This is a genomic window from Oleiphilus sp. HI0123 (assembly GCF_001635315.1).
Map to the genome: position 1 here is coordinate 1 of NZ_LWGE01001242.1, position 6636 is coordinate 6636.

The following is a 6636-nucleotide window of genomic DNA, read 5'->3' on the forward strand; positions in this document are numbered from 1 at the left end:
TTCATCAGTCGACTTGCCCAGTGCCAAATACTCTTTATGCGGGTTCAATAACCCTGATACTTTACCTAAAGCATTACACTGATAACTTGACCAATAATAATCACCTGGATCTTCAACCATATTGGCGACTACTGGATTTAGCTAAATATATCTATAACATTCCAATAAGTAGCGCTCTGATTCAACTAAGCTGCTTTAAGGGGACTGAGGGATTCTTTTTTAATCAGAGTTCTGTACCAACTAAAAATCCGTTAACTGATTACTTTATAATCCCTCCGTCCCCTTTTACTGCTGCGGATGCAGTGAAACACTTGAGTCCCAAAGTCGGTCCCACAGTAATGTAAGCTTTGTCCAATCAAGTGAATCGTTGACACGTATGGCTTTGATAGGCGAAATAGTCGATACTTGAGTATCTTGGTTTACTTGTTCTGCAATGGCGAAATTGAATGCATAAGCGCCTTCAACGCCCATTCTTAGGTCAGACATGACTATTCGATCTTCACGAGTTTCAGCTTTGTAAAAACCTTTGGTAAACCATACCAGTCGTTGGGCATCCCAATGGCTTTCTAAGCCTTTTAATAACTCGGTGCCTTTAGGGTAGGTCTTAAATTCGATTGTATTCGTGTCTTCCCAAATACTCACATGTGAGATGCTGTAACGATCGCCTTCATCTATCACTATTCGCCATAAGAAAGAGCTCAATGGCATAGGTGTACTGATGGTAGATACGACTTTGCTTGTTCCTTTCTGATTGAGCCAAGCGGTGGCAATTTTCTCTTCCGCGATATGTTTTGCAAAGACGCCCCAGCATAGGTATAGCGATGAAATAGCGAAAGCTGAGGTGGTGATCATGGTGGCTTTCTTTGAAATCCAAGTATTCCTGTAGGCGAGAAACAGCGCAAGTAAAAGCGGCAGCGTATAGAATGGGTCGATAATAAATACGCTTGATAAGCCAAAGGGGTGCTCTGTTAGCGGCCAGAACAATTGAGTGCCATATACGGTGCAGGCGTCGAGTAGGGAGTGAGTCCAAAAAATCGCGAGAATCGCAATGAACCATTGCTTGGATATTGGACGATAGCTTGGGCGAAAGTGCAGTATTAACCATGTTAGTAGGGGCGCCACAGCGATCTGGATAATCAGACTGTGGCTAAAGCTTCTATGATAGGTAAAGTCTTCAACTTGGCCCCCAAAAGGAATAAGTACGTCAAGGTCTGGCAAAGTCCCCAGAATTGCCCCGATAATTGGAGCTGTACGGCCGATATGTTTACCTAATAATGTATGGCCAACAGTGGCGCCTAGTGCTGCTTGGGTTAGTGAGTCCATGTTTGTCTTCTTTCACATCTATATATCTTACTTATCTACTGTTTACGACTCCCATGATACACCTAGATGACCAAATATAGATCACATAATATGTGATCCAAATACTAAACATTGACGTAATACCTAGTGTTGTTCCTAAAAACTGTTGATGAGAGATTGGTGACACTATGGCTAGGTTAATAGAATCCAAAGAAACCCTTGATGCAATTAGAGTTAAGGCGCTATCTAACGCTAAGGAACTCGGTACTTATAACACGCGTTCTTCCTTTCAGTTAGGACGGAAAGTTTTAACTTTCTCAGAATTGTGCCACCGCTCACCTCGCAGGCTTTTTTAGTCTGTTAGCACCATTGCGTTGCATCTTCAATTCTGCAAGTAATCATTGCACTTTGCTTGGGCGTGACTCTTCCTTGTCGCACTTTAAATAGCACTCCCCTGTATTTCTGTTTCTTACGTACATCTTGTTACATATTAATTTTCTTAATGAAAACAATTGATTAGCTTAGTGTTAAGTGGTCTGCCTTGATGTGATTTTACTAGTGGGCATGGCTTATGCCCCTTCTTTGATGTTGATGACATTTATTGTCCTTTAAATCAGGAAAAAGAATGGGTCTAGAAAGTTATGTCTACTGCTCGGCGTTATCCTAAACATACTTTTGTTTTTATTGTCATGTCCCTTGCCTGTGTGAGTGCTAGCATTTTTATTTCAGGTGTTACCTGGAATGCCTTGCTTATTGCCTTGCTTGGTGTCATTGCTCTTGCTTTGATGCTTTGGCAATGTGCTTCTGCTCAGGCATTGCAGCAGTTAGCGCATTTGCTTCAACTTCCGGATAGTCAGTATCGCGATTTACCTTTAGAGGGTTTAGGTAAAGATGAAAGCCTAAAAGCCTTCAAGGATTATTTACTTAGCCATGAACGCTCAGAACAAAGCAAGGAGGAGTACTTTGCTGAGTTTGTTCATATGGCCAGAGAACTCTCAATTAGTGCCTTGTCGGCATCAACCAATGCAAAAGAGCAAAAGGCTTCGATTACCTCATCAGCAGCGGCTGTGACTGAGTTGAGTCAGAGTGTGGAAGATGTAGCGGCACAAATCAAATATGTTCACGACGACATAGAACGCTCGCGTGAGCAGACAACTGAAGGTATCGCTGAGGCCCAATCTGCCACAAATGAAATAAGCCGTATGGTCGGTTTATCTAAAGAAAGTGAGGTACTGGTTACAGAGTTGTTGGAGCATACCAACAATGTCGCAGCGATGTCGAAAATCATCATTGATATATCGGAGCAGACTAACTTGCTATCGCTTAATGCTGCGATAGAAGCGGCGCGAGCAGGCGAACATGGGCGAGGGTTCGCTGTGGTCGCAGACGAGGTTCGAAGTCTTTCAATTCGTTCTAGAGAGTCAGCTAATGAAATAACCGAAAGCATCAATAATGTGCAAAAACGAATGGTAGGCGTTACCGATAAGTCTTGTCAGGTAATGCGTGCTGCAGAAGATAACGCTGCGCGTATCAACCAGCTTGAAGGCTCTTTGGGAACGATCGCAAATATGATCGATAGCATTACAAACAAAATGCTCGTGATTTCGACAGCAACGGAGCAACAGAATATTGCAACGCGTGAAATCTCCGAAAATGTTGAGGCTTTATTAGGTAGGGCAAATGACAATTCCGTCATTGCAGATGAGACAGTTAAGGTTGCAGAGTATCTTGCAGACCGCGCTGAACGCTCACAAGCTAGTATAGAGAAGGAGTAAAGTTTGTCAGGTTTATTAATAGCGTTCGTCACCATTATTCTTGGGGTGCTTGTTTGTGTTAAGGCGATGAGCAGTAAAAAACGTAAGCACATTGAGGCCTTGTATACCAATATTGGATTGGTTAAAAACTTAAAGGTATTACTTATATTCATTCAGCAACATCGAGGCCTAAGACGGGTTATCTTCATGGTGATCGGTCTTTAGATAATGCTGTCAGGCAGGCGAAGCAACGAGTCGATAATCAGTGGCGAGTAATTGAGAACGACCACCCCTTAATTATAGAGGATCAGTTGTTCGAAGGTATCTCAACTCACTGGAAACGTCTGTCGTTTCGTTGGCAGCAGAAAGCAGTGACTAACAATATTGAACAGCACAATCGGCTTATTATCAACTTGCTGTACCTGATAGAAAATCAAGCAGAAAGTTATCTACCCATGCTTAGTTTTGGTCGTGACTCTGGGTTAGATGTTATTTGGAAGGAATTGCTTGAGACAATTGAAGCGATTGGGCAAACGCGTGCTATTGGTATGGGGGTCGTAAGTTGGATCAAACAGAAGATAATAGGCGTCTGTCTTCAGCACTTCTAAGTCCATCAACCCAACAGGCAACGCAATCCCATCTTTCTTAGCTTTCAGTTCCCGAGTCATTATAGTTAATTACCCAGTCAGAAGTCTTATGAAATTCAGGTGACTCAAAACGATGTCTCATGTTTAAGACAGATTCGTAGAAGACATCTTCCAATAGAAAGTTCACAATAAATGCCGGAATAAAACCACCCGGCTCAGTATGCCCTTGCCAGACGATTCTGGTTTTCTCGTTGCCTTCAGGAATCAGTACTAGTTCATTATTAACTTTAGGTGTTCGAATAACACCTTCATTTTTGGGTAGAGCATCGCCTTCAAACCATTCTTTAATTCGAACGACTTTTGAATCAGTTTCCTGTGTTAGTTGCTGGCCTGCGACGATATCTCTGTCAGCCAGTGGCCAGGGTAAACCCATTCTCATATAGATTTTTCTGGAACGTTCATCGTCAAAGGGCTCGATTTCATATGCGTCTACCATGTCTTTGACCCATTCAGGGAAGGTCTTGATATCAGAGAAATTGGCAACAATATTAGATAGCTTTGATTGCACCACTTGCTCTGCTTTAAAGGCAATAAAGTCACTGCCCGGCCAGTCGCGGGTAAACACCTTGATGCCATTTTTTTCTAGCATTAAGTCCCAACCGCTATCGTCCAGGGCCGGAGGGAGGTCAGTTCGATAGGCTTCAAGCTCAGCAGAGACGGTCGTAGAAAAAATACTTAATGTGACCATCAAATATTGAACGGTAGAAAGTACAGTATGTTTCATGAATTTATTACCTAACTAAGCAGTGTCTAAATCATTTTACTTTGAAATTTAGACCAGTAATGTGAGTTGCTCGGCATTGTTTCTTACTGACGTGATACAAGGAATATGTCTCGATATGTGGTTATTTATATCTATCATGCCGCGCATAAAGTTTGTCATAGATAAACTGTCTGAACCAACGATGCATTGGGTCATGGTGCATCCGTGCGTGCCAAAACATGGCGATCTCTAAGGGTGGAATGGGGAAAGGAGCGCTAACGACGGTAAACTTATCCTGGTCGACATAACGTCGAATAAAACCACTGGGTAACAGAATCATATAATCGGTCGCGGCGATGATTTCCAGCGCAGCAAAAAAGTGTGGCACCGTGAGCGCGACCTTTCGTTGTTGACCAATGCTTTTAAGGTAGTCATCAACCGGACTTTTGCTGGTGCCTGAGGAGCTAATTACGATATGGTTCATCCCAATATATTCTTGTAAGTCTATCTTTCCTTCAGAGGGATGAGACTTCCTGATAACGCCTGCGTAGTTATCTTGAGCAACGATGCGTTGGTGTATGTTATCGGGTGGAGAGGTGACGCCACCAATCATCAGGTCTACCTGATTATGTTCAAGCTCAGTGAGTAGGCTTGAGCGCCAATCAACTGTTGATAAACTTAACTTTGGTGCGGCTTCTTGCAATAGCGGAACTAATTTTGGTAATAGGTTATTAGTGCCATAGTCGGTCGTTGCAAGTCTTAAGGTACCTTCGTAATCTTTAGGGCTGAACTCGATAGGGTCAAGTAAAACACTGATTTGCTCGAGTGCCTGATTCACTAAGGGAAGCAGTTGTTCAGCGTTCTTAGTCAGTAATAAACCTTTTCCAGAGCGCACAAGTAATGGGTCTTGAAAGGCTTCTCTTAGTTTACCCAAGGTTCGGCTAACTGCTGATTGTGTGAGGTTTAATTGTTCTGCCGCCCGTGTGACATGCTTTGTTTCCAGCAACAGTTTTAATACTACAAGGCTATTCAGATCGAACTGGCGAAGTGTGACTAGATTCATGAGCAAGGCTAACCCACAGCTATTGGTATAATTTAAAATCATAACATACATAATAATAATGAATTGTATTTATGTGTTCTCTGCCTGCATACTGAACTCGAATTTTTTGATCACTCGTTGTAAAGAGGTCGTTATGAGCAAGCAAACTGAAGCGTTATATGAAAAGACTATTGAAGTGCGATGGGCTGACTGTGATGCGAATCAGCATATGAGGCATTCTGCTTATTCTGATCTGTGTGCGCATACTCGAGTTGCGTTTCTTAATGAGATCGGTATGACGGCGAAGTGGTTTAAGCAACATAATGTAGGCCCCGTTCTTTTTAAGGAAGAGACTGAGTACAAAGCCGAAGTTAATATAGGTGATGAGTTGCGCGTAACAGTGGAGCCAGGTGAGCCAACAGGTTTTACCAAAACTGTGCAGATGCTACAAAATATCTATAAGGCCAATGGTGAACTATCGGCAGTTCATCGTTGTGTGGTGGGCTGGATGGACCTTGAAGCGAGAAAGATAATTGAGTTGCCTGAAAAGATTAAAGAGCTGTATTTGATAGAAGCGCTAGTAGAGGTCTGATTCTTTAGTGGTGTTCTTAATCGCTCAGGTTTTGAATGTCGCTATTAGTCTCATATAGACTGTGTTGTATGGTGCGTTAGCCTACTTTATTAGTTTCCTTAGCCCCACTCACATGGTCTTCTTACGCGATATGGTATTTACCCAAGACGGTAAAGTGTGCTCTAGTAATGCCAATCTACCGGTTTATGCAATAGAAGGGAACTACCCAAGATACTCTGTATCGATGAGGATGCCTTCGCGCCGGAAGCTTCGATGACTAATAAAAAACAAGGATCAGAGGCAGCACACTAATGAATCAAAAAACAATTTATATCACCGGTGCAGCGAGTGGCATTGGCCAGGAAATCGCACGGCGCTACGCAAAAAATGGTGCCAACCTGGCACTATTCGACCTTAATTTTGATGAGCAGGCAAAATCGCTTATTGAGGATCTAAGGCATAACTCCAGTCAGGGTATTGCCTATTACGAAGCCGATGTGACAGACCTGGATGGCCTGCTTAAAGTAGTTTCAGAAGCGGCGTGTCATGTGGGATTACCAACGATAGCCTTGCATTGTGCAGGTATTAATCGCACTGGTTTATTTGAAGCTGTACCA

Annotated in this window: 8 protein-coding genes; 5 read left to right on the forward strand and 3 right to left on the reverse strand. The window is 42.8% G+C overall.

All coding sequences use genetic code 11. The features are described 5' to 3' along the window. Positions 1 to 285: 285 nt before the first annotated feature. A complete protein-coding gene (locus A3761_RS14500; protein ID WP_068516016.1) occupies positions 286 to 1323 on the reverse strand; it encodes a metal-dependent hydrolase in 1038 nt (345 codons plus the stop codon). Positions 1324 to 1943: 620 nt separating this feature from the next. Between A3761_RS14500 and A3761_RS14505 the strand changes: the two genes are divergently transcribed. The 3 genes from A3761_RS14505 to A3761_RS14515 all read left to right on the forward strand — a co-directional run bounded on the left by A3761_RS14505 (position 1944) and on the right by A3761_RS14515 (position 3664). Continuing rightward, positions 1944 to 3077 carry a methyl-accepting chemotaxis protein gene (locus A3761_RS14505; protein ID WP_068552952.1) on the forward strand — a complete coding sequence of 378 codons (1134 nt, stop codon included), beginning with the start codon at positions 1944 to 1946 and terminating at the stop codon, positions 3075 to 3077. 3 nt (positions 3078 to 3080) lie between these two features. Beyond that, the gene (locus A3761_RS14510) at positions 3081 to 3281 is read left to right on the forward strand and encodes a hypothetical protein (RefSeq protein ID WP_068552953.1); all 201 of its coding nucleotides are present in this window, start codon (positions 3081 to 3083) and stop codon (positions 3279 to 3281) included. 146 nt (positions 3282 to 3427) lie between these two features. After that, entirely contained in the window at positions 3428 to 3664 is a 237-nt protein-coding gene (locus A3761_RS14515; protein WP_156491858.1) for a hypothetical protein, read from the forward strand. A 37-nt stretch (positions 3665 to 3701) separates the two neighbouring features. On the opposite strand, the gene A3761_RS14520 is transcribed toward A3761_RS14515, so the two are convergent. After that, positions 3702 to 4427 (reverse strand): START domain-containing protein, encoded by a 726-nt coding sequence (locus A3761_RS14520; RefSeq protein ID WP_068516025.1) that lies wholly within the window; start codon positions 4425 to 4427, stop codon positions 3702 to 3704. A gap of 121 nt (positions 4428 to 4548) precedes the next feature. After that, positions 4549 to 5469 (reverse strand): LysR family transcriptional regulator, encoded by a 921-nt coding sequence (locus A3761_RS14525; RefSeq protein ID WP_156508895.1) that lies wholly within the window; start codon positions 5467 to 5469, stop codon positions 4549 to 4551. A gap of 133 nt (positions 5470 to 5602) precedes the next feature. On the opposite strand from A3761_RS14525, the gene A3761_RS14530 reads away from it, so the two are divergent. Both A3761_RS14530 and A3761_RS14535 read left to right on the forward strand, forming a co-directional pair. Next, positions 5603 to 6040 (forward strand): thioesterase family protein, encoded by a 438-nt coding sequence (locus tag A3761_RS14530; protein WP_068516029.1) that lies wholly within the window; start codon positions 5603 to 5605, stop codon positions 6038 to 6040. A gap of 290 nt (positions 6041 to 6330) precedes the next feature. Further along, the coding region (locus A3761_RS14535) for an SDR family oxidoreductase (RefSeq protein ID WP_156491859.1) at positions 6331 to 6636 on the forward strand (306 nt) is incomplete at its 3' end.